The sequence below is a fragment of the Amycolatopsis sp. NPDC054798 genome (assembly GCF_053611505.1).
Map to the genome: position 1 here is coordinate 1 of NZ_JBSHAM010000017.1, position 24164 is coordinate 24164.

Annotated in this window: 22 protein-coding genes and 1 pseudogene; 10 read left to right on the forward strand and 13 right to left on the reverse strand. The window is 69.9% G+C overall.

Annotated elements, in window-relative coordinates; translation table 11 throughout:
* Nucleotides 1–148: 148 nt before the first annotated feature.
* The 3 genes and pseudogenes from ACWGIC_RS13260 to ACWGIC_RS13270 form a co-directional block, all read right to left on the reverse strand.
* Nucleotides 149–1051 carry an RNA polymerase subunit sigma-70 gene (locus tag ACWGIC_RS13260; protein ID WP_452076153.1) on the reverse strand — a complete coding sequence of 301 codons (903 nt, stop codon included), beginning with the start codon at nucleotides 1049–1051 and terminating at the stop codon, nucleotides 149–151.
* A gap of 7 nt (nucleotides 1052–1058) precedes the next feature.
* Nucleotides 1059–1805 (reverse strand): LysR substrate-binding domain-containing protein, encoded by a 747-nt coding sequence (locus tag ACWGIC_RS13265; protein ID WP_452076253.1) that lies wholly within the window; start codon nucleotides 1803–1805, stop codon nucleotides 1059–1061.
* Between the two features lie 6 nt (nucleotides 1806–1811).
* Nucleotides 1812–1926 (reverse strand): annotated as a pseudogene (locus tag ACWGIC_RS13270) (LysR family transcriptional regulator); the annotation flags it as partial.
* Between the two features lie 112 nt (nucleotides 1927–2038).
* Between ACWGIC_RS13270 and ACWGIC_RS13275 the strand changes: the two are divergent.
* The 6 genes from ACWGIC_RS13275 to ACWGIC_RS13300 are packed head-to-tail and all read left to right on the forward strand — an operon-like array spanning nucleotide 2039 to nucleotide 8555.
* Nucleotides 2039–3499: an aldehyde dehydrogenase family protein gene (locus ACWGIC_RS13275; protein ID WP_452076154.1), complete on the forward strand. Its 1461-nt coding sequence runs from the start codon at nucleotides 2039–2041 to the stop codon at nucleotides 3497–3499.
* A complete protein-coding gene (locus ACWGIC_RS13280) occupies nucleotides 3496–5148 on the forward strand; it encodes a hypothetical protein (protein ID WP_452076155.1) in 1653 nt (550 codons plus the stop codon). Before ACWGIC_RS13275 ends, ACWGIC_RS13280 begins: the two co-directional genes overlap by 4 nt.
* Nucleotides 5149–6138: a membrane dipeptidase gene (locus ACWGIC_RS13285; protein ID WP_452076156.1), complete on the forward strand. Its 990-nt coding sequence runs from the start codon at nucleotides 5149–5151 to the stop codon at nucleotides 6136–6138.
* Complete coding sequence (locus tag ACWGIC_RS13290; RefSeq protein WP_452076157.1) at nucleotides 6135–6827, forward strand: hypothetical protein; 693 nt, start codon at nucleotides 6135–6137, stop codon at nucleotides 6825–6827. The genes ACWGIC_RS13285 and ACWGIC_RS13290 overlap by 4 nt, the downstream gene beginning before the upstream one ends.
* Complete coding sequence (locus tag ACWGIC_RS13295) at nucleotides 6824–7225, forward strand: RidA family protein (RefSeq protein WP_452076158.1); 402 nt, start codon at nucleotides 6824–6826, stop codon at nucleotides 7223–7225. The genes ACWGIC_RS13290 and ACWGIC_RS13295 overlap by 4 nt, the downstream gene beginning before the upstream one ends.
* A complete protein-coding gene (locus ACWGIC_RS13300) occupies nucleotides 7215–8555 on the forward strand; it encodes an MFS transporter (protein ID WP_452076159.1) in 1341 nt (446 codons plus the stop codon). Before ACWGIC_RS13295 ends, ACWGIC_RS13300 begins: the two co-directional genes overlap by 11 nt.
* A 48-nt stretch (nucleotides 8556–8603) precedes the next feature.
* On the opposite strand, the gene ACWGIC_RS13305 is transcribed toward ACWGIC_RS13300, so the two are convergent.
* Together ACWGIC_RS13305 and ACWGIC_RS13310 are read right to left on the reverse strand one after the other, a co-directional pair.
* Entirely contained in the window at nucleotides 8604–9269 is a 666-nt protein-coding gene (locus ACWGIC_RS13305) for a fasciclin domain-containing protein (protein ID WP_452076160.1), read from the reverse strand.
* A gap of 64 nt (nucleotides 9270–9333) precedes the next feature.
* On the reverse strand, nucleotides 9334–10851 hold the full coding sequence (locus tag ACWGIC_RS13310) for a molybdopterin-dependent oxidoreductase (protein ID WP_452076161.1): 1518 nt from the start codon (nucleotides 10849–10851) through the stop codon (nucleotides 9334–9336).
* Between the two features lie 190 nt (nucleotides 10852–11041).
* On the opposite strand from ACWGIC_RS13310, the gene ACWGIC_RS13315 reads away from it, so the two are divergent.
* A complete protein-coding gene (locus tag ACWGIC_RS13315; protein WP_452076162.1) occupies nucleotides 11042–12358 on the forward strand; it encodes an outer membrane protein assembly factor BamB family protein in 1317 nt (438 codons plus the stop codon).
* On the opposite strand, the gene ACWGIC_RS13320 is transcribed toward ACWGIC_RS13315, so the two are convergent.
* A complete protein-coding gene (locus ACWGIC_RS13320) occupies nucleotides 12348–12854 on the reverse strand; it encodes a DinB family protein (RefSeq protein ID WP_452076254.1) in 507 nt (168 codons plus the stop codon). The two genes, ACWGIC_RS13315 and ACWGIC_RS13320, sit on opposite strands and share 11 nt — an antisense overlap.
* A gap of 49 nt (nucleotides 12855–12903) precedes the next feature.
* On the opposite strand from ACWGIC_RS13320, the gene ACWGIC_RS13325 reads away from it, so the two are divergent.
* The gene (locus tag ACWGIC_RS13325; protein WP_452076163.1) at nucleotides 12904–14091 is read left to right on the forward strand and encodes a DUF6236 family protein; all 1188 of its coding nucleotides are present in this window, start codon (nucleotides 12904–12906) and stop codon (nucleotides 14089–14091) included.
* 97 nt (nucleotides 14092–14188) lie between these two features.
* On the opposite strand, the gene ACWGIC_RS13330 is transcribed toward ACWGIC_RS13325, so the two are convergent.
* The 4 genes from ACWGIC_RS13330 to ACWGIC_RS13345 form a co-directional block, all read right to left on the reverse strand.
* Nucleotides 14189–16957, reverse strand: coding sequence for a BTAD domain-containing putative transcriptional regulator (locus tag ACWGIC_RS13330; RefSeq protein WP_452076164.1), 2769 nt, complete (start codon nucleotides 16955–16957; stop codon nucleotides 14189–14191).
* A gap of 147 nt (nucleotides 16958–17104) precedes the next feature.
* The gene (locus ACWGIC_RS13335; RefSeq protein ID WP_452076165.1) at nucleotides 17105–17932 is read right to left on the reverse strand and encodes an SCO6745 family protein; all 828 of its coding nucleotides are present in this window, start codon (nucleotides 17930–17932) and stop codon (nucleotides 17105–17107) included.
* Nucleotides 17929–18381: a HutD/Ves family protein gene (locus tag ACWGIC_RS13340; RefSeq protein WP_452076166.1), complete on the reverse strand. Its 453-nt coding sequence runs from the start codon at nucleotides 18379–18381 to the stop codon at nucleotides 17929–17931. Before ACWGIC_RS13340 ends, ACWGIC_RS13335 begins: the two co-directional genes overlap by 4 nt.
* A 91-nt stretch (nucleotides 18382–18472) precedes the next feature.
* Nucleotides 18473–19054 carry a TetR/AcrR family transcriptional regulator gene (locus ACWGIC_RS13345; RefSeq protein ID WP_452076255.1) on the reverse strand — a complete coding sequence of 194 codons (582 nt, stop codon included), beginning with the start codon at nucleotides 19052–19054 and terminating at the stop codon, nucleotides 18473–18475.
* A gap of 106 nt (nucleotides 19055–19160) precedes the next feature.
* Between ACWGIC_RS13345 and ACWGIC_RS13350 the strand changes: the two genes are divergently transcribed.
* On the forward strand, nucleotides 19161–20126 hold the full coding sequence (locus ACWGIC_RS13350) for a hypothetical protein (RefSeq protein ID WP_452076167.1): 966 nt from the start codon (nucleotides 19161–19163) through the stop codon (nucleotides 20124–20126).
* 74 nt (nucleotides 20127–20200) lie between these two features.
* Here ACWGIC_RS13350 and ACWGIC_RS13355 read toward each other — a convergent pair whose 3' ends face one another.
* Nucleotides 20201–21058 (reverse strand): poly(ethylene terephthalate) hydrolase family protein, encoded by an 858-nt coding sequence (locus ACWGIC_RS13355; protein ID WP_452076168.1) that lies wholly within the window; start codon nucleotides 21056–21058, stop codon nucleotides 20201–20203.
* Nucleotides 21059–21266: 208 nt separating this feature from the next.
* The gene (locus tag ACWGIC_RS13360; RefSeq protein WP_452076256.1) at nucleotides 21267–22091 is read right to left on the reverse strand and encodes an SAM-dependent methyltransferase; all 825 of its coding nucleotides are present in this window, start codon (nucleotides 22089–22091) and stop codon (nucleotides 21267–21269) included.
* Nucleotides 22092–22404: 313 nt separating this feature from the next.
* Between ACWGIC_RS13360 and ACWGIC_RS13365 the strand changes: the two genes are divergently transcribed.
* Nucleotides 22405–23436 carry a M48 family metallopeptidase gene (locus tag ACWGIC_RS13365; RefSeq protein ID WP_452076169.1) on the forward strand — a complete coding sequence of 344 codons (1032 nt, stop codon included), beginning with the start codon at nucleotides 22405–22407 and terminating at the stop codon, nucleotides 23434–23436.
* Between the two features lie 81 nt (nucleotides 23437–23517).
* Here ACWGIC_RS13365 and ACWGIC_RS13370 read toward each other — a convergent pair whose 3' ends face one another.
* Complete coding sequence (locus ACWGIC_RS13370) at nucleotides 23518–24102, reverse strand: TetR/AcrR family transcriptional regulator (RefSeq protein WP_452076170.1); 585 nt, start codon at nucleotides 24100–24102, stop codon at nucleotides 23518–23520.
* Between the last annotated feature and the right edge of the window lie 62 nt (nucleotides 24103–24164).

A 24164-nucleotide genomic window follows, 5' to 3' on the forward strand; every position in this document is an offset into this window, starting at 1 on the left:
GCTCTGGGCCTTGCTGCGCGACGGACGGCGCTTCACCCCGACCGCCCCACAGCCGATCACCTCGGCCGCTTGACACGATCATTGAGATTCCCTTCACTCGGTGTCGCCGGTACTTACCGGCGGCGCCGGCCGAACTCATCGGCGAAGGCTAAAAAATGTTCGGCGGCAGCTCGAACGCCTCGAACACGCGCGGATCGGCGAAGACGACGTTGTGCGAAACCCGCCCGCCGGTCACGGTGAAGACCTGCAGCGTGTGCAGCTTCCGGTCGGGTGTGTAGGCGGCGAGCGCGGGCTGCCCGTTGGCGGTGAGGCCGCGGACGCTCCAGCCGGTTCCGCGCATCTCGAACACCCGGTGCATGAACCGGCCGTAGTCGCCGCTGCCGCGGAACCAGAGCGGGACCGGCGGCATTTCCAGGATCGCGTCGTCGGTGAGCAGCCGGACGAGCGCTTCGACGTCGGCGGCTTCGAAGGCTCGCGCGTACCGGTCGATCACCGCCTGGGTCTCGGCGTCGTCCGGTTCGGCGATCTCGTCCATTCCGCCCGTGCCGGCCAGTGTGGCTCGGGCTCGTTGCAGCGCGCTGTTCACCGCGGGCACGGTCGTCTCCAGCTGCGTGGCGACCTCGGCCGCGCTGAATTCGAGCACCGACCGGAGCACGACGACCGCCCGCTGCCGGGCGGGGAGGACTTGCGTCGCGGCGATCCACACCAGCCGCAGCCCGGCGCGGGTGTCGGCTTCGCAACGCGCGTCGGGAAACGGTTGCAGCCAGGGGATGTCCACCGACGGTCGCAGCGGTGCGCCCGGGTCGTCGCTGGCGGCGCCGAGGCCGGACGGCAACGGGCGCCGGGCCCCGCCTTCGAGCGCGGTCAGGCAGACGTTGGTCGCGATCCGGTACAGCCAGGTCCGGACCGAAGCGCGGGCCGGGTCGTACCGGTCGCGGGCCTTCCACGCGCGCAGCAACGTTTCCTGCACCAGATCCTCGGCCTCGTGGAAGGAGCCGGCCATCCGGTAGCAGTAGGCGGCCAGCTCGCCGCGGTGCGCTTCGAAGTCCACCGGGCCATCATCCGGCACGGGCGACGCTGAGAAAACGGTCGACCACCGGGTTGTTCTCGTGGTCGGTGCGCGAGATCGCCGAGACTGCCGAGAACGCGCCGGGGTCGGTGAGGGCGAGGTAGCGGAGGCCGGGCAACTGCAAGGCGCGCAAGGCGTTCGGCACGATCGCGATGCCGGTGTCGGCCGCGACGAGGCCGAGCATGGTGGGGAACTGGACGGCCTCCTGGACCACGCGCATCCGGAACCCGGCGCGCAGGCACAGCGTCTCGATGTGGTCGTGCAGCCGCGAAACGCGGGTGCGCGGGAAGGCGAGAAAAGGCTCGTCGGCCAGCTCCGCCATCTCCACGGTTTCCTTGTCCGCCAACGGATGCGTCTCGGAAACGGCCACGATCAGCCGTTCGCGGCCCAGCGGGTGCACGGTCAGCCCGGCGGCTTCGCCGACCTCGCGCGCGATGCCGACGTCGAGCTGGCCGTCGCCGAGCGCGGCGATTTGGGCGTCGGTGGTCGATTCGGTCAGTTCGAACCGGACATCCGGCCATTGCCGGCGCATCTCCAGTACCGTGGCGGGCACGATTTCGAGGGCGGCCGAGCTGACGAACCCGATCCGCAGCAGCCCGAGTTCGCCGCGCGCGGCGTGCGCGACCGCGGTGAGGGCGTGCTGGCTGTCCGCGAGCACGCGGCGGCCCTCGGTCAGCAGCACCCGGCCCGGTTCGGTCAGCTCGACACTGCGGGTGGTCCGCAGGAGCAGCCGCACGGACAGCTCTTTCTCCAGCTTCGCGATCTGCTGGCTGGGCGAGGTGCAGCCGTTCGGCCGCGCGGCGGAAACTGCGTTCCTCGGCGACCGCGACGAAGTAGCGAAGCTGGCGGAGTTCCACGCCGGTGATAATGGTTCCTTATCAGTGCGTAGGCAATAGATACTTCACTCTGTGTTCCGCGCGACTTAGCGTCAAGGACGACAAGCACCGTCGCGAACGTCGAGGAGCACCCGTGGATCACGCATTGTCGTTGCAGCACTTCGTAGCGGGACGGTGGGTTCCCGGCGACGGACCGGTCGCGCAGAGTGCCGACCCGGCGGATCCCGCGCAGATCGTGGCCGAGTACCGGACGGCCGGTCCGGAATTGCTCGACGAGGCGGTGCGCGCGGCGGTGGCGGCGCAGCCGGAGTGGGACCGTCAGGGCACCATCGCGCGCGGCCTCGTGCTGCGGCGGGCCGCTGAACTGCTCGCCCAGCGCGCCGAATCGGTGGCTGCGTTGATGACCCGCGAGCAGGGCAAGACGCTCGCGGAGTCGCGGGGCGAGGTGGCCGCCTCGGTCGAGACGCTGCACTATCACGCCGGCCGGGCGCGCAGTGCCGACGGCGTGCTCTACCCCTCCGGCCACCCGGACGAGGTCGTGCGCACCGTGCGCCGTCCGCTCGGCGTCGTCGGCGTGATCACGCCGTGGAACTTCCCGGTGCAGATCCCGGCGTGGAAGCTCGCGCCCGCACTGCTGTGGGGCAACTCCGTGGTGTGGAAACCGGCCAGCGACACCGTCGCGCTGGCGGTGGCGTTCGCCGAGATCTTCGTCGAGGCGGGGGTCCCGGCCGGCGTGCTCAACCTGCTGCTCGCGCCCGGTTCGCTCGGTGCGGCGCTGGTGGAACGGCCGGAGCTGTCCGGCGTCACCTTCACCGGGTCGGTGCCGGTCGGCCGCGCGATCCAGGCGGCGGTCGTGCCGCGCGGGGCGAAGGTGCAGCTGGAACTCGGCGGGCACAGCGCGGCGATCGTCCTGCCCGACGCCGACCCGGCCGCGGCCGCGGCGGCGCTGGTCACCGCGTCGATGAGCGGGACCGGGCAGAAGTGCACGGCGGCCCGCCGGATCATCGCGGTCGGCGACGCCTGCGACCGGCTGATCGCTGAGCTGTCCGCCCGGGTCAAGGGCCTCGTGGTCGGGCCGGGGACGACGCCGGGCGTCGAGATCGGGCCGCTGGTGTCCGCTCGCGCGGCGGAAGAGGTCGAGGGCGCGATCCAGCAGGCGGTCGACGAGGGCGCGACGGTGCTCGCCCGCGCGGATTGCCCGCAGGGCGGTGCCTTCGTCGCGCCGACGCTGCTGGCCGGGACGCCCGAGCTGGCGATCAGCCAGGAGGAAGTGTTCGGCCCGGTCGCCACCGTGCTGCGCGCTGCCGATCTGGACGAGGCGATCCGGCTCGCGAACGGCACCCGGTTCGGGCTCACCGCGGCGGTGTTCACCGACGACGAGCGCGCCGTGCGGCGGTGCCTGCGCGACCTGGACGCGGGCATCGTGAAGGTCAACGCGCCGAACACCGGGTCCGAGGTGCACGCTCCGTTCGGCGGGCTCAAGGACTCCTCGTTCCCCGCGCCCCGAGAGCAGAACGGCGAATCCGCTGCGGAGTTCTTCACCTGGACCAAAACCGCGTACCTGCGGACGTCCGCACCCCGGGAAGAATCGTGACCCGGCCGGCGGACACCGCGCTCGCTCCGGCGGAACTGGGCGCTGCCCGCTACACCCGGCACAGCTTCGCGCGTTCGTTCCTCCGGCAGGCGGCTCGGGAGCGCTGGACGGTGTCGAGCGTGCGCTGGGAGTTCGACGACGCCGGGCACGGCGAGGCGGTCTACCGGATCGATGCCGACGGAACCCTGTTGCACTTCGCGGTGTTTTCCACGGTGCTGCAGGAAAACGAGCGCACTGACCGAGTGATCGCGAAGCGCTGGGATGTCACCGCTGCCTTGGTGGAAGGTCCAGTTCCGGACTCTCGGATGGCAGAGCTGCGCCGTGAAGTGCCCCGGCAGGAGGCTGGCCGGGCGGACGCCGCGACGCTGGTGTGGACCCGGGCCAACCGCAGCGAGCGGTTCTTCGACTACGTGGTATCTCAACTCGCGGCTGGTGAACAGCCAGACTGCGCCACAATGGGCGACGCCTGCTACATCCTGCGCAGCACAGCCTTCTACAGCAACGGAAAGTTCGGCCTCGCCGACTTCGACCGGCTTGCCGAGATCCCGCCGTTGCAGGTGCCGTATCGCGCGCAGATGCTGGCCGCGTGGCTCCTGCGCGAGTTCAGCTACGACCTGGCCGAGCACTGCGCCGCGCGGCGAAACCCCGCCGCGGCGAAGCTTTCCGGTGAATGGCGGCGATTCCTCGGGCTGGGAAACGCGACCGGGCTCGGCATGGTCCCGTTCGTGGTGAACCATCCGCACATCCTCGACGCCTGGTGCTCGGCACGGGAACTGCCGCTGGCCCGAGCCCTCGACGCCGAGGCGGACCCCGGTACGGTCCGGCGCGCGGGCGAACTGCTCGACCGCGCCCGCCGGTACTTCCTCGAACGCGACACCCTGACAACCGCGCCCTACCTGACCGGCCCCGAACTGGCCGGGCGGCTCGACGGAATCGCTTGTCTCTTGGCCGAATTCCCGGACGGCGGTTTCCGGTGGCGGGACCTCGACGACCGGGCCGCGCAGTTCGGAGCCGAGGCACAGGCCGTGCTGCACACCGTCCTGGTCGAGCTGGACGACTCGCTCGACTCGGAGATCGAGGACCTGCTGACCTGCGACCAGCGTCGGCGAGTCGAGATCGGCCAAACCTGCGGGCAGCTGCGCGAGGTGCTGGCCGACCGGTACGACTGGACCCGCGAGTTCGACTTCACCGATCCCAGCGAACAGGCGAGGTTCTGGTTCTCGGCGGAGGACAACGAAGAACCGCGCCGCGGCAAACGCGGACAGGACCCCGGCGAGTCGATGGAGCACCCGATCGACATCGCCCGCGCCGTGCACGCCCTCCGGCACGATTTGGCAGCGGCTGACGCGGGACGTTCGGTGGCCGAGTTCCTGCTGGAATTCCCGTGGCATCGCGGGATCGTCGCGCGCGTGCAGTCCGTCGCCGGGCTCCGTTACGGCGAGGTCCGGGCGAACCTGCTCGCCGACGATTTCCTGCCGCTGCACCTGCAGCGGTTCCAGCTCGCCCTCTACGGCATGGAGAACTACAGCCCGCAGTCGACCGACTGGTTGCGCGTCACGCTGTTCTCGGGCGCGCCCCGGGCGCGCGACGTCGAGTCCGGAGTGGACGACGACTGGCTGTTCACCCGCAAGCCCGGAAAGGAGTCCTGAGTGGACGCCCTGGAGCACGGCGACCTCACTGTCGTCGACGGACTGCAGATCAACAACTGGGACCGCAAAGTACTGGAGGAACTGAAAGCGGGCGGCGTCACCGGCGTCAACGCGACGTGCGCGGTCTGGGAAGGCACGCCGGAAACGCTGCGCGCGGTGGCGGACTGGTACGAACTCGCGCGGGACAACGCGGATCTGGTCGTCCTCGCCGAAAGCGCCGACGACATCCGGCAGGCGAAGCGCGACGGCAGGCTCGCCGTGCTGCTCGGCTTCCAGAACACCTCGCCGTTCGGCGACGACTACCGGATGGTCGAGGTGTTCCACCGGCTCGGCGTCCGCGTCGCGCAGCTGACCTACAACATCCAGAACCTCGTCGGCGGCGCCTGCTACGACGAGCACGATTCCGGGCTCACCGCCTACGGCCGGTTCGTCGTCGCGGAAATGAACCGCGTCGGGATGCTGGTCGACCTGTCGCACGTCGGGAACCGGACCAGCCGCGACGCGATCGACGCCTCGGCCGGGCCGGTCGCGATCACGCACGCGAACCCGCTGTCGTTCGCGGATTCGCCGCGCAACAAGCCGGACGACGTCATCGACGCCCTCGCCGCGCGCGGCGGAGTGCTCGGCTGCTGCCTGTACCCCAACGTGATCGGCGGCGAGAAGACAACCCGGCGGCAGTTCTGCGAGATGGTCGCGGGACTGGTCGAGCGGATCGGGCCGGACCACGTCGCGCTCGGCAGCGACTGCACGCGGAACTGGTCGCAGGACTACGTCGCGTGGCTGCGCAACGGCCGGTGGCGGCCCGCGTCCGCGGCGCCGGTGGAACCGCAGTGGCCGGTGTGGCCGAACTGGTTCGGCGGACCGGCCGATTTCCCCGTTCTCACCGAGGGACTGCTGGAAGCAGGGCTGCCGGAGACCGTGGTGGCGCAGGTGCTCGGCGGCAACTGGCTCCGGTTGTTCGACACGGTGTTCGCCGGAGCGGGGCAATGACCGCGGCGAGGGCCGAGCGCGTTTCGGCCGCCGAAACCGTGCGTACCCGGGTGTCCGTGCGCGAGATCCACGAGGTTGCCCTGCGCGCGCTGCGGGCTTCGGGGCTCAGCAGCGGCGAGTCGGAGTACCTGGCCGAGGTCATCGCGTCCGCCGAGATCCACGAGGGAATCGGTCTCGACGCCTTGGCCACCGAGACGGCGCGGGTTCCCGCCGGGCGAGTCGGTCTGCGGCTGGAGCATTGCGACGGTTACGCCGTAGCACACGATCCGGCTTCTCGCGGACCGTTGCAGGCGTTCGTACCGGCATGTGAAACGGCTGCGGTCGTGGGCACGCTGGTGGTGCCCGGGCTCGCCAGAACTCCGGTGCTGGACTGGGCGGCGCTGGATATCGCCGAACGGGCTGGCCGGGCACTGTCCCTTTCGGACGGTGGAGACCGCGCTGTGGTGACTCCGGACGGCGACCTGCTCCGGCTTCCCGCCGAAGCTGAGCCGCGTCCGCCGGTGGCGGGCCTGGTGATCCGCCCGCTGTCCGAGGTGCCTGCCGGTCAGGCGATTTCCACTGCGGCAGAACGAAAAGCCCGGCATCGCGAAGCGGTTGCCGAGGGAGTAGCGGCAGAAAATTCACTGTGGACTCTCGCGTACTCGATCTCGCGCGGGTTCCTGATTCCGGACCACCGGGAGGGCCGATGACCTCGCGCGAGCTGGTAGCTCATCCGCACGGGCCTCGTCCCTACGCCGGGGCCGCCGTCTTCGGCGGAGTGATCTGGGCGTGCGGGCAGGTGCCGGCACGGCGGGACGGCAGCGTCCCGGAAGAAATCGACGAGCAGGTGCGGGTCGCCCTCGACAACCTCGAGGACACCTTGCGGGCCGCGGGAGGGAACCTGCGCACGCTGCTCAAACTGACGGTGTACCTCGCCGATCTCGGCGAGTTCGACGCCTACCACCAGGCTTACCTCGACCGTTTCGCCGGCATCGACCTGCCGCCGCGGACCACGGTCCAGGTCGCCGGATTCCGGGGGACCAAACGCATCGAGATCGACGCCGTGGCGGCGGTCGGCAGCGAGGAGACCAATCGACATGAAGACTGACCGCGCACCGGACAACGCTGTTCGGGCGACCCTGGATTCGGCCCGCCTCAACGGGTTTCACCGCAAGCTCGCGCTGTACTCCTCCGGCGGCCCGTTCCTGGACGGCTACATCCTCAGCATCATCGGGATCGCGCTGGTCCAGATCGGCCCGCAGTGGCAGATGGATTCGCTGTGGTCCGGCCTGATCGGCGCATCCGCACTGGTCGGCGTGTTCATCGGGGGAGCGGTGTTCGGGCCGCTCACCGACCGCATCGGCCGAAAATTGATGTACACGATCGACCTGATCGCGATCATCGTGTGCTCGGTGCTGCAGTTCTTCGTGGCCGACGCCGCCCAGCTTTTCGTGCTGCGGCTGCTGATCGGCATCGCGGTCGGCGCGGACTATCCGATCGCCACCGCGCTGGTCACCGAGTTCGCGCCGAAGGCGTGGCGGGCGCGGCTGGTCGGCGGGCTGAACGCGATGTGGTTCGTCGGCGCGACGGTCGCCGCGTTCGTCGGGTTCTTCCTGCTGAACGTGCCCGAGGGCTGGAAGTGGATGCTGCTGTCGTCGGCGGTGCCCGCGCTGCTGATCGTCATCGCCCGCACCAGCATCCCGGAATCGCCGCGCTGGCTGCACAGCAAGGGCCGCGACACCGAAGCGCTGGAGGTGTTGCGCGCGACGATCGGAGAGCACGCGACGCTGGACGATCTTCCGGAGGCTGAGACCAAAACCCCGATGTCCGCGTTGTGGCGCGGCGGATACCTCAAACGGGTCGTGTTCATCTCGATCTTCTGGACCTGCACGGTGGTCCCGCTGTTCGCGATCTACGCGTTCGGCCCGCAGATCCTCGAACTGTTCAACCTCGGCGGCGGCAATCTGTCGCACCTCGGCTACGGCCTGATCAATTTCTTCTTCTTCGCCGGGAACGTCGCCGCGCTGCTGCTGGTGGACCGGCTCGGCCGTCGTCCGGTCTTGATCTGGGGCTTCGCGATTTCGGCCGCCGGATTGTTCTACCTTGGCTTGCAACCGGGTGCCGCGCTGTGGCTGATCGCGCTCGCCTTCGCGGTGTACGCGGTCTTCAACGGCGGACCGTCCATTCTGGAATGGATCTATCCGAACGAACTGTTCCCGACCGAGGTCCGCGCGTCGGCGGTGGGGCTGTGCACCGGGATCAGCCGGATCGGCGCGGCGGTCGGCACGTTCGCGACGCCGTGGTCGCTCGCCAATCTCGGGCTGTCGGCCACGATGTACATCGCCGCCGGGATCGCCGCGCTGGGCGCGCTCGTGAGCGCTTTCATGGCCCCGGAGACCAAGAACGTCGATCTGCACGTGGCTTCTTCGCTCAGCTGAGCGGGAAACCGGGCCCGGCGCGGGGGAGGCGCGCCGGGCCCGGCGGGCTCAGTTCTTGTTCGTGCCCGGGGTGAGCACCTTGTCGATGACGAAGACGGTCGCGTTCTTGGTCGGGATGTTCCCGCACAGGATCTTCGCGCCGTTCACGGTCATGTTCTCGCCCGAGCCCTCGATCTTCAGCGGGCCGCCCGCCGTGTTCAGCGAGGTGACGGTGCCGGCCTGTTCGAGGCCCTTGGCGTCGTAGCGCTTGCCGGCGACGTGGTACTGCAGGATCGGCGCGAGCTGGTTCGGGTTGGCCGCCAGTTCCTTGAACTTCGCGTCGCCGAGCGCGTTGAACGCCGGGTCGGCCGGGGCGAAGACGGTGATGGCCTGCTGGCTGTTGAGCGTGTCGACCAGGTTGGTGGCCTTGACCGCCGCGACCAGCTTCGTGAGCAGCGGGTTCGTCGAGGCGGCGGACGCGACCGGCTGCGGGCCCATCGAGTCGAGCGAACCCGGCGCGCTGCCCTGCGGGAGCTGGGAACAGGCGGGTCCGAAGACCTGGTCGTTGGTCGTGACGCCGGAACCGCTGCCGGACATCGGCGCCGACGACGGCGCCGGGGACGGCATCGCCGACGGGCTGCTGCCGCTGGAGGCGTTGTTGTCGGTGCTGGTGCCGCACGCGGTGAGGGCGAGGGCGGCAGCGGCGCCGATACCGGCGAGGCGAAGGGTCTTCACGGGAATTCTCCGTTCACAGTGGACTTTTCATCAGGGATTCGAAGCTGGTGCGGAAGCGGATTGGTCAGGAAGCGATAAAAGTCGAGGAATGCCATCCGGTCGCCCCGTCGGGCACCGTGCCGGCGCGGGCTTCGGTCTGGGTGTAGCCGGATTTGTCGGTCGCGCGCACGAAAACCTGGTGCGTGCCGGGTTTCACCGAAATCTGGGTCCACCACATCCGCCAGGTGTTCGGATTCACCTCGGCGGACAACGTCGCGGGCTGCCAGGTTCCGCTGTCCACTTTGATCTCGACCTTGGCGATCCCGGTGTGCTGCGCCCAGGCGACTCCGGCGATCCGCACCGCCCCGGACGGAACGTTCTCGAAGCCCTTGGGCGTGTCGATCCGCGATTCGGTCTTGATCGGAGCCTGCTCGCCCCAGCCGCGGCGGAGCCAGTACGCCTGTTTGGCTTTCCAAGTGGTGACCTCGATGTCCACCACCCATTTGACCGCCGAGACATATCCGTAGAGCCCGGGAGTGACCAGCCGTGCGGGAAAACCGTGCTCCAGCGGCAGCGGTTCCCGGTTCATCCCGATCGCCAGCATCGCGCCGCGCGAACGGTCCAGCGCGGCGGCGACCGGGGTTCCGGACGTCCAACCGTCCACACTGGAACAGAACAGCTGCTCCGCGCCCGGCCGTACTCCGGCTTCGGCCAGCAGATCGGCGAGATCGACGCCGATGAAGTTCGAAGTGGACACATAGTCGCCACCGACCTCATTGGACACACAGGTCATCGTGACGGTGCGCTCGACCAGCGGCCGGTCGCGGAGATCGCGATAGCGGTAGCGGACTTCCCGCTCGACCATCCCGTGGATCCGCAGGCTCCAGTCCTCGGCGCGAACCTGCGGAACCGACAACGCGGTGTCGACGCGGTAGAAGTTCCGGTTCGGCGTGAGGAACGCCGGCGTCCCGAGCTTGGCGAAGTCCGCGTCGGCCGGAATCGGCGGGGCCGAAACCGCGGGCACCAGCGGCCCGATCGCGGCGCGGGAAGCGGTCGCGTCGCGGGTTCCGCTGATCGCCTGCCCGGCGCCGCCGAGAACCCCGGCCCCGACGACGGTGCCGACACTGCCGAGCAGGAATGACCGTCGCGAGGAATCCGTCGTTTGCTGTCGTGTCGCGATCCGGTGCAGCAGAAGGAAGACCGCCACCCCCACGAGCAAACTGGCGAGCGGAGCCAGCAGGGCGACGGCGGTCAGATCCGGCCGCGCGGCCACGGCGACGCCGCCGACCAGTCCGAACGCGACAATGATCGCAGCTCCCGGCCACGGCGACCGCCGGGACAACAGCCCGGCCGCCGCGGACACGACCAGCAGCACCGCCGCCATCCCGCCGAGCAGGACAGCTTTGTCGTAGGTGCCGAAGGTCCGCACCGCGAAGTCCTTCACCGGCAGCGGCGTCAGGTCGATGGCCCCGTTCCCGACCGCGAGGTACGGCGAAGCGTTGACGTTGCCGAACGACGCGGCCAGATGCCCGGCGGCCAGCGCCGCGAGCAAAGCGAGCACGCCGCACAGCGCTGCCGGAAGGAACCGCAGACGGAAGGTCATGCCAGGCATTCGCGGCCGGAGGGCTGGCGGATGGGTCGGCGTTCGTCACTCGTCCGGGTTAGCGCCGGGAGAAGGCGGGAACACCTTTTCCGTCGCATTTGCGCGATCTCGTGCGCACGCGGCCGTCCGGTCGGCTAAGTTCCTCCGACGACTCCGAATGGAGCAGTGATCCGGGAGAATGGGGACACCGATGCGGCGAACGTTGCTCACTGCGGTCTGCCTGGGGATGCTCGCCGCCACGGCCGCGTGCGGAGGCGGGTCCCTCCCGACCGGCCTGCCCGGCGAAAAGCCCGGCGAGCAGCCGCCCGCCGCGTCCGCCGAGCCCGAGGCGGTGACCGCCGACCCGCCGCTGGCGTTCGACACCGGCAAGGGCGTCACGCTGCCCAGCACCGCGCTGCAAGCCAATCTGGGCGGCTCCGTGACGTCCAAGTTCATGACGCTGCGCGACCGCACCGGCTACATCATCGCCCCCGAATCGCTCAGCGCGGTCGACGTGCTCACCGGCAAGGAGAAGTGGAACACCAGGATCGAAGGCCCGGCCGCCGACCCGAACGCGCACAAGGGCCCGTTCGTCGAGCAGAGCGGACCGCGTCCGCCGGTCGTGACCGACAAACTCGCCGTCGGAGCCGTCCCGCTGCGGATGCCCGAGCAGGGCACGACGCCGGGCTATCTCGCGCTCGCTGTCATCGCGGTGAACCCGGAAACCGGGGCCAAGGCCTGGCAGACGAACACCAAGATCGCGGACGACCAGTACGGGATCAGCGGCAGCCGTTCCGTCACGCAGGTCGTCGCGGCCACCGGCAAGGCGGTCGTCGCCACCTACTCGCAGTCGGACGGCCCCATCACCGTCGCTCTGGACCCGGCGACCGGGAAACAGCTGTGGGAGCGCAAGGACTACGTCGCGGGCAGCCTGAACGGCGACGTCGTGGTCGGCGTCGCGTCGAAGGTGGTCCCGGACTCGTCCCAGGTCCAGGCGGTCGCCCTCGACGTCGCCACCGGACAGCAGAAGTGGGTCGCCGTCGCCCAGTCGAGCGCGGTCGAGATCCTGCCCGCCGACCCCGCGATGGTGGTGCTGAAGGCGAACGAATACAGCACCGGTCACGCCTTCCTGAAGTTCCTCGACCCGGTGACGGGCGCGGAGAAGTTCTCCGTGGAAGGCACCCGGAACCTGGGTCCCGACTCGTACGGCGACTGCCTGTACGACGAGCAGTCGGTGCTCGCCTGCACCGACTCCGGCGTGCTGACCGCCTACGACTCCAAGGCCGGGACCAAGCTGTGGAGCCTGCCGGACCAGGCCGCGAACCGCGTCGCGCCGGGCGGCCTGACCGTCGCCTGGCACGGCGCGCTGTACGGCTACACCAACGGAAAGCAGCCGATCGTCCTCGACGCCAAAACCGGCAAGGACCTGTCCACCAGCGTGGGCTTCGTGCCGGACTGGGTCAGCAAGTACGCCGCGGCCGGTGTCGACAAGGACGGCTCGCCCAAGGCGTACCCGGTCAAGAAGTAGGTCGCTCTTGCTGCGGCGCGCCGTCCTTCGCGAGGATTTGCTCGCGGAGGATGTCCGCGTGCCCGCAGTGCTGCGCCAGTTCGCGCAGAACGTGCAGGTAGACGAACCGCAGTGGCAGCGGGCCGCGCCGGTTGCCGGGCAGGATGTCGGTCAGTTCGAGCGCCGCGGTGGCCCGGCGCGCGTCTTCGCACGCCTCGCGGTGCGCCCGCTGGACGGATTCGATGGTGTCGTCGTCGGTCAGAACGAACGATTCGTCCGGCGTCTCCGGGATCCCGATCTCGGCGCGCGAACGGCCGGTGACGGCTTCGTCGAACCAGACCTTCTCCACGACTGTGGCGTGTTTGACGAGGCCGAGCAGGGTGGTCTTCGACGGCACGAGCGACCGGCGGGCCTGCTCCTCGGTGAGCCCGTCGAGGCAATGCCGGAGGGCTTCGCGGTGCTCGTCGATGAACGAGCCGAACTGGTCTTTGGCGGGACTGTCGATCACTGATTCCATGGACACCGGTCCAGCTTGCCGGATCTTCGGAGCCAGGTGAAGGAGAAGGATGCCGTCGCTCGCCCTTTACTACCCGTGGACGCACGTCCAGGACGACAACTGGCTCAAACTGGCCCTGCTGACCTGGGACCATCTCGCCCGGATGCGTCCGCCGGCCGCACCGGACCGTGACGGGGAACTCGTCCGCCGGCTCCGCGCCGAGACCGATTTCCTGGTGGAGACCGCGCCGGGCCCCGCCGTGCTCGACGCCGTCGCCGAGTCGTTCGGCGAGATCTTCGACGCCGATCCCGATTCCCTGCTCGAACGGTACGGACTGGACTTTCCGAAGGAGGTCCTGCTGCGCGACGGCTCGCTGCGGCAGCCGGAATGGCGCGGCTACGCGCCGCCGATCACACAGCACGCGGCGATATGGGTGCCCCCGGCCAAAACGCTGACCGCGGTCCCGGTCGGCGGTCCGGGCGCGAAAATGACCGCCGGTCTCGGGGACTCGCTCGTCGGCATCGGCCTCGCGGTGCCGATGGACGGACCGTGGGTCGCGCTCAAGCCGAAGCTGGCCTCGATCTATCTCGCGGTGCTGGCCGACACGATGAGCCAGCGGGAAGGGCTGTCCCCGGTCACCGACGACCCGCGCATGCACCACGCGACCGGTGCGCTGGACCGGTTGGTGTCGCTGGTGTTCGACGATCAGGTTTCGGTGCCGGCGGTGGAAAACGTCTCCAGCGCCTACCTGCAGCTAGCGCTGGAGACGGTGCTCGAACCGTCCCATGTGGACCGGGTGCCCGCGGAAAAGCTGATCGGTTTCCGGGAAAAGCACCGGGCCGAACTCGCCGCGTTCCAGGCGCACGTGGCGAGCCTCGGCCCGGAACTGCGGGCCGCCGCCGAGGCGGAGAACCTGGAACTGGCGGCGGCGCATTTGCGGGCGCGGTACGAAACCCAGACCCGGCCGCAGCTGGACGAACTACGCAAGGCGCTGCGCGGAATCGGCGTCGAGGCGTCTGCGGGCACGCTGGTGCAGAAGATCGACCTCAACGCGGCGGCGGGCACGGTTCTCGGCAGTGTCGCCGCGGCGGGCGGGCAGCTGGCGGTGGCGGGAGCGGCGGTCGCGGTGACACTCGTGCCTTATCTGGCCGGGAAGGCGAAGGCGCGGCGGCAGCAGGTGGCGAAGTCGCCGGTAGCGTATTTGCTTGCCGCGGAACGGAAACTCACCGGCCGCGCGCTCCTGCAGCGCGGCCGCTAGGGGCACCGCACTGTCGGCGGCGCTGAGCCGGGTCACTGCACTGAAATTCTCTTGCGGCCGTGCCGATCGGCCCCGGAACGGTGCCGTAAGGAGCGGTTCAGCGCGGCGCGGACCGGGTTTTCCCGGCGTTGAGCCGGGCCAGCGCGGTTTCCACCGAGTTGACCTCGGCGAACCGGCCCTGCGCGCGGAACAGATCGAGCGCGAGCTGCCAAACGGTCTGAGCCTTGCCGTCCTCGCCCATCTCGCGGTGAGTGTGGCCGAGGTGTTCGAGGGTGTCGGCTTCCAGATAGGCGTTGCCGGCTTCGCGGTACAGCGTGAGCGCCTCACGGTAGTGCTTCACCGCGTCGGCGTGCCTGCCGGTGTGGTGGTCGATGTGGGCGAGGCTGTCGAGCACGTCGGCGACCGCCGGATGGTTCTCCTTCCGGTACAGCTCCAGTGCCCGTTCGCAGTGGGGCCGGGCCTCGTCGTGCCGCCCGAGCAAGGTCAGATGCCAGCCGACGCCGTTGCGCGCCTGCGCTTCCCAGACCGGATTGCCGAGCGGCAGGAACAGGTCGAGCGACCGCTCGGCGTGCCGGAGCGCGGCGCTCTGGTCGCCGCGCAGTCCCCAGGCCTGCGCCAGATCGTGTTCGATGATCGCCCGGACGCGCACATCGCCCCGGTCGGCCAGTTCCAGGGCCTTGGCGAGGTGTTCGAGCGCGTCTTCGTGCCGGGCGTTGCGTGCACTGACGAGGCCGTAGCGCCGATGGGCGAGGACGCGGGTTTCCGGTTCGCCGAGGGTGTCGGCGGCTGCGACCGCGGCGGTCCAGACTGCCAGGTCTTCGGGGAGGAATCCGCGCCGGTAGTGGTAGGCGGTCAATGCCCAGGCGATGTGCCATACGGGACGGTGCCAGTTTTGCGCGGCGGCGGTCCGCTGGGTGTCGAGGAGACAGTCGTGGTCGGCGTCGAACCAGCTGAGGGCTTCGTCCGCGTCCGAAAGTTCGTGCGGATAGGGATGGTCGTGTCCGGTGTCGATGCCCTGCGGGAGAACGCCGTGCGGATGCAGGACCCGGTTTCCGGCCAGCGCGGTGCCGGTGTAGTAGCCGGTCACGCGAAGCAGCGCCGCGTGCCGGGTCTCGGCGGGAAGGCCGGTGTGGGTTTTCGCGAAAAGGCGGACCAGGTCGTGCATCCGGTAGCGGCCGGGCGCGTCCTGCTCCACCAGCGAAACCCGTTCCAGCGCACGGAGAATCGCCGCGATGGCGTCCGGGGAGCGCCCGGTGAGGTTGGCGGCCGCGCGGACGCTGATGTCCGGTCCGGGCGCGAGACCGAGCAGTTCGAACACCTCGGCGTGCTGGGTCGGGAGCGCACGCAGGGACCACGACAGCACCGCGGCGACACTGGCGTCGCCGTCGTCGAGTGCGCTCACGTCGGTGAGCTCGGCGGCCAGTGCGGCCAACGGGAAGTCCGGGTGTTCGGCGGCGCGGGCGGCGAGAATCCCGAGCGCCAGTGGAGAACCGGCGCAGCGCGTGACGAGCTGCTCGGCGGCGTCCGGGTCGGCGTCGAGGCAGTCTGGGCCGAGCCGGGCGATCAGGACGCTTCGGGCGTGCGACGCGGGCAACGGCCGGACCGCGAGCGGCGTGGCGCCGTGCGTGGTTGTCAGGCTGGTCATGCGGTTGCGGCTGGTGACGACGACGGCGCAACCCGGATCACCCGGCAGCAGCGGCGTGATCTGACTGGAGTCGCGGGCGTTGTCGAGAACGACGAGGACGCGCTTCCCGGCGAGCAAGGTGCGGTAGAGCGCGGTCTGCGCGTCGGGTTCGGCAGGGATGGCGTTGCCGGTGACGCCGAGCGCGTGCAGAAAACCCCGTAGCGCGACGTCGGGTGCGGTCGGGTCTCCGTCCGGGCTGAAGCCGCGCAGGTCGACGTAAAGCCGGCCGTCCGGGAACACGTTCGGCTGCCGGTGGGCCCAGTGCAGAGCGAGGGCGGTCTTGCCCATTCCTCCGCCGCCGTGCAGAACGGTGATCGGGACGGTGGCGTGCTGTCCGGCGAGAGTGTCGAGCTGACGGAGTTCGTCGTCGCGGCCCGTGAACCGAGGCGGCGGGGACGGGAGCTGCTGGGGGACCGGCGCGGCCCACGCCCGCTTCGGGGCGGGCGCGGGAGTTTGGGCGGCGAGAATGTCCTTGTGCACCGCGCGAAGATGCGGCGAAGGGTCGGCGCCGAGTTCGTCGAGGAGCGTCGTGCGGGTGCGCTGATAGCGGGCGAGGGCCTCGTCGGTGCGACCGCTGTGGTGCAGGGCGCGCATCAAGGCAGCGGCGATGCGTTCGTCCAGCGGGTGTTCGTCCGCGCGCCGGGCCAGAAGACCGAGGACGTCGCCGTGGCGGCCGCAGCGCAGCTGCCGGTCCGCGTAGTCGAGTTCGGTGGCAGTCCGCTGGCGGGCGAGGGAGTGGCGGACGAGATCGGCCCACTCCGAATCGAGCCCGAGCAAGGCGTCGCCCTGCCAGGTGTCCAGGGCACGCTGGTAAAGCGCCGCGGCCTCGCCGTCGTCGGCGGTGGCGCGGGCCTCGCCGACGAGGCGGATGAACTGGTGCAGGTCGAGCGCGTCCGGATCCGGCAACGGGAGGGCGTATCCGCCGGACCGGCGCTCGATGCCCCCGCCGTGCGGCTGCAGGACCCGGCGGAGGCGGGCGATGTAGGTCTGCAGAGCGTTCGCGACGCGGGACGGCGGATGCTCGCCCCACACTCGGTTCACGAGCTGGTCGGCCGGGACGGCCCGGCCGGCGTCGAGCAGCAGCGCGGCCAGCACCAGCCGCTGCCGCGCGTGCCCGACGGCCAGCACCTCGCCGTCCGCGATCGCGCCGACCTCGCCCAGCACCCGGAACCCCAGCGCCATTCTTTCCGCCTCCCCGGTCCACCACCGAAAGAGGCTAGAGCATTGCCGAGCGGGCATGAATCGGAAACAAGCCGGAACGCGCGATGGCACCGGGGTTCAGCGCCGCGCCGCCGATCGCCGGTCCACTCGAGACACGCTGCGGGCGCGTCACTTCGAGCCCGCCGCCTCCAGCCGCGCGGTGATCGGTTCGAGTTCGGTGATCAGCTCGTCGAGTTCGGCGGCCGACAGACCTTCATACGGCGCCTCGGCGAGTTCGTCGGTCAAGGCTTCGATGCGCTGTTTGACCTCGCGGCCGGCGTCGGTGAACCGGCCCTCGGCGTCGACGATTCCTCGTTCGCGCAAGCCGTTCATGACCTCGGCCAGCCGCTTCTTCGGCAGGTGGTGCACGCGCCCGAACGACTCCGGCGGATGGATCCCCATGTCCAGCGCGGACAGGATGTGCGCCTCCGCGCCGCCGATGCGCGCGCCGACCAGCGCGGCGATGTGCCCGTCCCCTCGGTGCTCGCGCAGCGTGGTCGCGAAATGCCACAGCCGGGCGACCGGGTCGCCCGGCGCCGGAAGGGCGCGCATCCCGGCGAACATCATCCGGCCCTCGACGGGTGCGCTCGTCGCGGCTTTGGCGGTCAGGTCGGCTGCCCGCGCCAATCCCGGCGAACCGGCCATTTCCTCGCCGAGGATCCGGCGCAGCGAGGCCGCGCTGCCTCGTTCCCGCGCGGCGACGGACGCCTCGGGCGGGATCGTCTCCCACGCGCTGGGGATGTGCCGCGCGGCCTCCCCGTCGGCGAAGTTGTAGAAAGCCGCGTGCACGACCTCCGCGGGCACCCGCCCCAGCGGTGCGGCGCGGCTGGCGAAATAACCGTCCCAGTAGGTGCGGTGACCGAGTGCGGCCAGTTCCTCGTTGCACTCGTCAGCGAAGAAAGTGACGAGGCAGATCGGCTCCAGGAGCCCGTGCATGCGCCGGGCGATGCGGGTCATCGCTGCATCATGCCAGCGGAAACGGGCGTAAGGAGGACATCGGCGAATTGTTCTCCGAGATCGACCGTCGCGACTGCTCCGCCGGGTCCGTCCGTGTGCGGGTCGCGAAGGACGACTTCGGCTCGGTACCGGCCGCGCCGGGTCATCACGTTGAGCGCCCGGGTCGGCTGATCGAGGGCGACAGTCACCGTGTCCTCGCCGGCGAAGCGGAGCTGCCCGCCGCGTTCGAGGTCCGTGGTTGTTCCGTTGACGGTCAGCCGGAGCGGTCCCAGCGCGGTGAAAAGCCGGTCGATTCCGGGGAAAGCCGAGAACGGCGCGTCTTCGAGAAGATCCGCGACGCTGATCCGCCACTGCGTTTCGCCCGAGCGATCGGTGCCGACGGCCAATTCCCGGGTGGTGCCTGCTCCGTTGCGCCAGGGGACCGGGGTGACTTCGGACGGGTTCAGCATCAGTGCATCTCACTCGGTTTCGCTGACAGACGCAAACCTGGCCGCTCGCGCGTCCGCACTGTCTCCCCAGTCCTCCAGGCGTTAAACGAGTTCACTGCGGCAAAAGCGTGCGGACCGCGTCGGGGAAACCGGTCACACCGTCCGGGCCGGACAGTGCCAGATGGAAGAGAAACCCAGGCAGGAGCGACAGAATCGCTTGCGCGAGGGCCTCCGCCGGTGCTCCGGTCCAGGTCCCGGCCTGCTGCCGTTCGCGGACGAAACCGGCCATTCCGGTGCTCATCTCGGCCGTCGCGGCGGTGAGGCGTTCGGCGAGTTCCGGGTTGCGCTGGGCTTCCGACCAGACCAGCACCGCCATGTCCGCCAGCCGCCGATCGCGGTGCAGGCCGGTCACGGCCTCCAGCAGTTCCGCCATCACCTCGCCGACGCCGTTCCCGCCGGTGTCGCGGGCGAGCGCGGTGCGCAAGACCTCGGAGACGTCGTCGAGGTTCTGCGCGGCGACGGCGACGATCATGTCCTCTTTTTTGGGGAAGTACCGATAGACCGCGCCCGCGGACTTGCCCGCCTCGGCGAAGACGTCCTGCATCGACGTGCGGTGGAAGCCGTTGCGGAGGAAGCAGCGGCGCGCGGCTGCCAGGATTTCTCCCCGCTGGTCGTCCTTGTACTGCTGGCTCACCCTCGGCAACGCCCGCTCCCTCGCCTTGACACCTCTGGTGCCGTCAGCTTAGCGTGAAAGAAAAGCGAATGTCCGTCCTCTTTTGAGCCCGGATCGGAGCACCGGCATGCCCATGACCCCCGTCCCCGACGTCGTGCTGACCCCGGTCGCGTCCTTCCCGGAGAAGTACTTCCCGGAAAACCTCGCCGTCCGCGCCGACGGTTCGGTGCTGGTCACCGTCCTCCTGCAGCGGGAGCTGTGGATCGTGCCGGAACCGCAGCGCCCGGTTCTCGTGCACCGCTTCGACCATCCCGTCACGGGGATCGCCGAAGTCCGGCCGGACGTGTTCGTGCTCAGCCTGACCGAGGGGTACACCACCCACGAATCGCATCTGGTGCGGCTCGACCTCACCGGCTGGGCGCCAGGCGAACCGGTCTCGCCGGAGGTCGTCTTCACTTTCGACGACCGCGTGCGCGCACTCAACGGCAGTTGCCTCCTCGGCAGCGGAGTGCTGGCCGTCGCCGACTGCTTCGCCGGGTTGATCTGGCGCGTCGACCTCGACGCCGACGTCCGCGGCGCACAGGCCCGGGTCTGGCTGGCCCACGACACCATGGCCGACGACCCGGACGCCGAGGTCGCTCCGCCGCGCCAGCCGGGCGTCAACGGCGTCCGGTACAGCGCGCGGACCGGCTACCTCTACTACACGTCGACCGCGCAGAAAGTCTTCATGCGAGTGCCGGTCGATCCCGGCACGCTCGACCCGGCCGGCACCCCGGAATTCGTCGCCGCGATCGACAACGCCGACGACTTCGCCCTCGACGAGCAGGCCGGATTCGCTTACGTCACCAGGCATCGCGCCAACACGATCGACCGGGTGCCGCTCGCCCCGCGCCACGGCAGCGAAGTCCGGCACGTCGCGGGCGAGCCGTTCGACGAACTCCTGACCGGGCCGTCCAGCGCCGTCTGGGCGCCCGGCGAGGAGGGCCGGGTCCTCTACGTGACCACGGACGGCGGCACGACCGCCCCGCCGGACGGGATCTTCCGCAACGCCATGCTGCTGCGGGCCGAACTGTTTCCGCGCACCGGATCGTGAAGGGGAGGCTTGCCGCTGGACCGTCCGGGCGGCGACGTTTCCCGCCGACAGTGCTCCGGCTGCTCGTCTTCGCGCTACACCCCGTCGGCCCGGCTGTTGCGGGCGAAGTCCGACCAGGCTTCAGTGTCCTGCCGCAGCCCGGGCTCCGGGCCGTAGAAGACGCTCTTCGCCGCCTGGTCTCCGGCCAGGTGGTATTGCAGCCAGGCGGTGATGGCGCCGATCAGGCGGTAGCGGGTCTGGCCCTGCAGGAAGTGCGTCGCTCCGGCGAGTTGTCCGTAGACCGCGGGCACCTGACTGGCGGCGGCGAACCGCGTCCGGACGTACAGCGCGGGCACGATGATGTCGGCTTGGCCGGAGACGTAGAAAGCGGGGCCGTGCAACGCTTTGTCGGAGCCGAACGGGCCGGGCATGACCGGGATCGTGGTCTTCACGAGCGGGTCGGCTCCGGCAGCGATCGCCCCGCCGCCGCCCTGGGAATGGCCGGCGGCGGCGATCGCGGAGGAATCGATGCGGTCGTGGAAAAGGCTTCCCTTGCGGGCGTTTTCGGCGATCAGATACTTCGCGCCGTCGAGCATTTCCTGTCCGGAGCCGGACTGTCCGGTGTTGGCCGCGGCGACGACGTAGCCCCAGCTCGCCAGGTGGGTGAACAGGGCCTCGTACTGCTCGACGGTCGCCCCGGTGCCGTTGCCCCAGATCAGCACCGGGTGCCGGGCAGTGCTCGAGGCCAGGTCGGCGGGGTAGTAGAGGGTGTGGGCGGCGTCGCCGGCGGCTTTGACGGACCCGTGCGGCCCGTCCTTTTCGTAGTCGCGAGCGGTCGCTGCGGCACCGTACGACGGCGCGGCGACTGCGATAGCGGAGGGCGGTGCCAGCGCGGCGGCGGCAGCCATGGCTGCGGTCGCCGCGAGAACGCGCCTGCGGCTCAGGGAACGCATGTCGGCTCCTGGTCGGTTGTCCTCGACTATGGTGCCCGTGACCGTAAGCCGGGTATCGCGTCCGGACCAGACCTTTGTGGACGATCGGCTCGCCGGGCGCCATCCGCCCTGGCCGGGGCTCGCCGTCCACAGAATTGCCGGGCGCCGAATCGCCGCGGCGAGCGTTTCCCGTTGCGAAGCACCGGTTTCCCTGGCTCCAGCGAGCGGATCAGGGTTTGCGCGCGACCCCGGCCAGCATCGCGGCCTCGCTCGGATCCGCTAAGTCGATCACCGGGGTGTTGGGTCCGCTTTCCTCGGGATGCCAGGCCGCCGTCCACGTGACGCCGGGGTCCAGCAGCGCGAAGTCGCCGAACAGGGCGCGGATTTCCGCTTTCGAGCGCAGCACGTGCTTGCTGACGTTGCTGTCGTACATCTGGACGACCGCGTGCAGCTGGCCGGCGATGTCCTCGGGCAGTCCCTCGTGGGTGATCTGGGAGAGCACCAGATAGGAACCCGAGGGCAGCAGTTCCCGGTACCGCGCGATGGCCTCCGGCCCGAGGTCGCGGCCGTCCGGGCCGGGCTGCTGGATGTGCAGGACCGCGGTGACCAGCAGCGCCAGCGGCTCGCCGAGGTCGACGACGCCGGTGTCCTCGACCGTCTGCCACAGTGCGTCCGGTTCGCGAAGATCGCCCTGGATCACCGCGTGGCGTGCGGGATCGCCGTGGCGCTCCAGCAGGATGCGGGAGTGCGCGACCGCGACGGGCTCGTTGTCGATGTAGACGACGCGGGCGTCCGGCGCGACCTCGTCCGCGATCTGGTGCACGTTGCCCATCGTGGGTACGCCGGAGCCGATGTCGACGAACTGGCGGACGCCCAGCCCCGCGAGGTGCCGCACCGCGCGGTGCAGAAAGGCGCGGTTGGCTCTGGCGCAGTATTTGCCGGCGGGGAACGCCGACAGGACCATTTTGCCGAACTCGCGGTCGATGGCCCAGTTGGCCGTGCCGCCGAGATACCAGTCGTAAACCCGCGCCACGCTGGGGCGGTCGAGGTCCACGCCCGGGATGGGCTCCTCCGGTCCTTGCGCCACGCTGCCTCCCCCGCAGTCTCGGACCAGCGTATCCAATCCGGGGGATCGTGCCGGACGGGCACGGCGCGGGGGTGTGCTGGCGTCGAGCGCTGCCGGATTGTCGGCCAGGCTTCCCCCGCGCGACAGCCTGCTGTGCTCGCCCTGGCGCGGCACTGGGCACTGGTCTGGACAACAGGGTTCCCGCTTGCCGGGTTTTTCGTTAATAGCCAACAGAAGCGGCGCGAAACGATGCGGTGATCATTCTTGAGTAGGCTGCTGCCAACGACTTCACGGGGGAGCGATGACTGAAGAAATCGAAACCGCGCGCCGGGCCGCCGTCCGTTTTCCGGGGATCAGCCCGCGCGCCTACGAACACCCGGTGGATCGCGGCGCGCTCGCCACGCTGCGCGCGGTCCCCGGATTCGCCCAGGTGATCAAGGCCGTCTCCGGTTTCTACAACGAACGCGGTGAGCGGCTGATGGCGCTGGCGTCGTCGATCCGCGTGGGGCCGCGGCAGTACCCGGAACTCGACCGGCTGCGCCACGAATGCGCCGAGACGCTGGATCTTCCGGCCGTGCCGAACCTGTTCGTCTACCAGGACCCGCGGCTGCAGGCGTCCGCGCTGGGCATGGACGAGCCGTTCATCCGGATCAGCACCGGGCTCGTCGAGAAGATGAGCCACGAATCGCTGCGGTTCGCCGTCGGGCACGAAATGGGGCACGTGCTGTCCGGGCACGCGGTCTACCGCACGATCATGGTGCGCCTGATCAACCTTCAGATGTCGATGTCCTGGACGCCGGTCAGCGCACTCGGCATCCGGGCGATCATCGCGGCGCTGAGCGAGTGGTACCGGAAAGCCGAACTGTCCTGCGACCGCGCGGGCCTGCTCTGCGGCCAGGACCCGACCGCGGCGCTGCGCGCGCAGATCCAGCTCGCCGGCGGGGTCGACCCGTCCCGCATCGACGTCCCGTCCTTCCTCCAGCAGGGAGCGGAATACGAATCGGGCGAGGACATCCGGGACAGCCTGCTGAAGCTGAAGTACGTCGAAACCGAGACCCACCCGTTCGCCGTGGTCCGGGCGACGCAGCTGCAGAAATGGGCCGCGTCCGAGGAATACCGGGCGATCCTGACCGGCGACTACCCCCGGCGGGACGACGACGCGCCGACGACGGACTGGAAGGAAGACCTCAAGTCCGCGGCGAAGTCGTACAAGGATTCCTGGACGTCTTCGGCCGATCCGCTGACGAAGGTCTTCAGCGAGGTCGGCGAATCGGTCGCCGGGGCCGCGAGCAAGGTCTGGACCAAGTTTGGCGGCGGTTCCGACAACGGCTGAGTCGAGACGGACCCCGGGCGAAGGGGCTTCACCGCGGCAGCCTGCGTTCCCGCATCTCGCCGCGGTGAGGACTGTTCCGTTTTATCCTCCGCCGGAAGTGCTTCCGCGAATTCCGTCCAGGAGGTACTTGGTGCGGCGGTCGTAGTCGTCCCGGGGCGGCCGTTCGCCGTGTTTGAGGGCGAGGGCGTTGTCGTGGACGAGCGCGTGGAGGTCGCCCGCCGTGAATTCCGGCCGCAGCGCCCCGGCGGCCCGCGCCGCCGCGACGAGTTCGTTGTTGGCCTCGCTCCCGGCCCGGCAGATCTCCATCAGTTGCGGTGAGTTCGGATAGGTCTGCAGCAGGACGTCGTTGACGGCGGGCTGGCGGTACTGAAGATCGCGCAGCGCGGTGAGGTAGTAGGCGACCCGCTCGCCGATGTCGTCGATGGCGCGCGTGCGGTCGATGACGGCGAAGAGTTCGCTCGCGACGACCTCCTCGATGACGGCCTCGATGAGGCCGATCCGCCCGCCGAACCGGTTGAAGATCGTCGCCTTGCTCACCCCGGCCGCCTCGGCGACTTCCTCCAGCGGGACCGTCAGGCCGCGTCCCTGGAAGGCCCCGATCGCGGCGGAGCGGATCTGCTCGGAATTGCGCTTGGCGTCGGCGCGAAGCCGGGGTTCCGCGGGCACTGTCTCACCGTCTCTCGCTGTCGCCCCGAGGCGTAACTTGACTACCTTGGTCAGCTTACCTA

Coding starts and splice junctions, on each gene's coding strand:
- ACWGIC_RS13325 (WP_452076163.1), top strand. CDS start 12,904: ATGCCGTCGCTCGCCCTTTACTACCCGTGGACGCACGTCCAGGACGAC.
- ACWGIC_RS13365 (WP_452076169.1), top strand. CDS start 22,405: ATGACTGAAGAAATCGAAACCGCGCGCCGGGCCGCCGTCCGTTTTCCG.
- ACWGIC_RS13320 (WP_452076254.1), bottom strand. CDS start 12,854: ATGGAATCAGTGATCGACAGTCCCGCCAAAGACCAGTTCGGCTCGTTC.
- ACWGIC_RS13300 (WP_452076159.1), top strand. CDS start 7,215: ATGAAGACTGACCGCGCACCGGACAACGCTGTTCGGGCGACCCTGGAT.
- ACWGIC_RS13355 (WP_452076168.1), bottom strand. CDS start 21,058: ATGCGTTCCCTGAGCCGCAGGCGCGTTCTCGCGGCGACCGCAGCCATG.
- ACWGIC_RS13290 (WP_452076157.1), top strand. CDS start 6,135: ATGACCGCGGCGAGGGCCGAGCGCGTTTCGGCCGCCGAAACCGTGCGT.
- ACWGIC_RS13335 (WP_452076165.1), bottom strand. CDS start 17,932: ATGACCCGCATCGCCCGGCGCATGCACGGGCTCCTGGAGCCGATCTGC.
- ACWGIC_RS13340 (WP_452076166.1), bottom strand. CDS start 18,381: ATGCTGAACCCGTCCGAAGTCACCCCGGTCCCCTGGCGCAACGGAGCA.
- ACWGIC_RS13295 (WP_452076158.1), top strand. CDS start 6,824: ATGACCTCGCGCGAGCTGGTAGCTCATCCGCACGGGCCTCGTCCCTAC.
- ACWGIC_RS13350 (WP_452076167.1), top strand. CDS start 19,161: ATGCCCATGACCCCCGTCCCCGACGTCGTGCTGACCCCGGTCGCGTCC.
- ACWGIC_RS13330 (WP_452076164.1), bottom strand. CDS start 16,957: ATGGCGCTGGGGTTCCGGGTGCTGGGCGAGGTCGGCGCGATCGCGGAC.
- ACWGIC_RS13310 (WP_452076161.1), bottom strand. CDS start 10,851: ATGACCTTCCGTCTGCGGTTCCTTCCGGCAGCGCTGTGCGGCGTGCTC.
- ACWGIC_RS13315 (WP_452076162.1), top strand. CDS start 11,042: ATGCGGCGAACGTTGCTCACTGCGGTCTGCCTGGGGATGCTCGCCGCC.